Here is a 1,474-nt window from a genome sequence, read left to right as displayed (position 1 = left end):
GGGCACGGACCAGGGGCTGCGTGAGGCCCTGACCCGCTGGTTCGGGCCGCCTGCCTAGAGCCAGTGGTCCTGCCAGAGCGTCACGACCTTGTGGGACTGAGGGAAGAGGATGACGAAGAGGCGGAAGATGCCGCCGCCGTAGCCACTCTCGTACGTGGCGACCTGCACGTCCTCCGTCCCGTTCCCGTAGGTGGAGAGCAGCGCTGGGTGCAGCCGCTGGTAGGCGATCTCCATGCGCGGCTCCAGGTCCGCGTACGGAATGACGCCGGTGGGGGAGAGCCAGTAGTCCGCGAGGTTCTGCTGCACCTGGGCGGTGCGCGTGGCCATGGCGAGCGTGGGCTCGCCCGCGTAGTTCCACGGAAAGGCATAGACGTGCAGCTCGCCGTCACATCCGCCATCGCAGCCCCAGTAGGCCTCGCGCTCCAGCGCGTAGATGTCGGGCGGAAGCGCTTCCTCTGCCAGTTGGAGCGTGTAGCTGGCTGGCGCCGCCGCGGGGTCCCCCAGCTCCAGGCGGAACCGCTTGCCCGCGCCGGTGCCCGTGCTCACCACCGCGAGGTACTCGCCACCCTGGGCGAGCGTGAGCGTGGCGATCTTGCTGAGCTGTCCATACCCGGAGTCATCGTCCTGGGCGATGGGGGTGGTGCCGTAGCTGCCGCTCGTGTCCCTGGGGCCGTACACGAAGAGGCCCGTGTCCAGGTACATGGAGCTGCCCAGGTGCGTGACCTCCAGCCGCAGCGTCTTGCCGGCGGGGGCCTGGAAGCTGAAGGAGAACGTCTGGGGACTGGTGGTGAACTGGGCTTGCACCGCACCGGGCAGGGACACCGGGCCCAGGTACGCGGTGCTGTCCACGATGTTTCCGCTGGTCGGTGGTGCCGGCGGGGACATCACGGACTGGACGTGCTCGCCCGCTTCCACGGCCGCAGGTGTTTCGGGCCCTGGGCTTCCACCGCAGGCGGTGACACAGAACAGCAACACCGTGAGACAGGACTTCAGCAAGGTCGAACGCATCAAGGCTCCTTCGCGGGTCCAGGCAGGATGAAGCCTGGATTCCCGGAAGGAGGCTGTCTAGCGCACGAAGCCCGCCACGGGATTTTCAAGGACCTTGCTCACGACGTTCATCGTCCGGAGCCACGCGTGCGCGTCCTCCCCGAGCTCCCCGTAGACCCGCACGTCGACGGGCTTCGCGGCGCCGAGGAGGGCGTTGAACTCGGGCCAGCCTGAGAACATCCGGATGTGTTCCATGACCTGTCTTGCGTCCGCGAATGTGATGACGGTGCCGATCTCTTCGGCCTCAATGCGAAGGTCCTGGTTCAGGATCCTGCGGGCATCGACTTCGGCCCTGACGGCTTGATCTTCAACACCCTGCGGCCTGGAGGGCGCACGCGCCGGGGCCCGCCACGCACCTGCCGTGGGCAGGCCCCATCCGCGTCCGTTTAACGTGATGGGGAAAAGCAGAGCAGAATCAAGGACCTGA

General features: G+C 67.2%; 2 protein-coding genes. Both read right to left on the bottom strand.

The features are described 5' to 3' along the window. Positions 1-54: 54 nt before the first annotated feature. On the bottom strand, positions 55-1,008 hold the full coding sequence (locus tag ACLEQD_RS43250) for a hypothetical protein (protein ID WP_410391768.1): 954 nt from the start codon (positions 1,006-1,008) through the stop codon (positions 55-57). 57 nt (positions 1,009-1,065) lie between these two features. Next, on the bottom strand, positions 1,066-1,474 hold a 409-nt coding region (locus tag ACLEQD_RS43245; RefSeq protein WP_410391767.1), incomplete at its 5' end, for a hypothetical protein.

Origin of the sequence: Corallococcus sp. 4LFB, from assembly GCF_046520365.1 — a bacterium.
GTDB lineage: Bacteria > Myxococcota > Myxococcia > Myxococcales > Myxococcaceae > Corallococcus > Corallococcus caeni.
The sequence above is the reverse complement of the archived record's forward strand: the minus strand, read 5'-3'. Positions and strand labels throughout refer to the sequence as shown.

Bases quoted from the DNA above. Each gene is read 5' to 3' on its own strand.
- ACLEQD_RS43250 (WP_410391768.1), bottom strand. From the start codon at position 1,008: ATGCGTTCGACCTTGCTGAAGTCCTGTCTCACGGTGTTGCTGTTCTGT.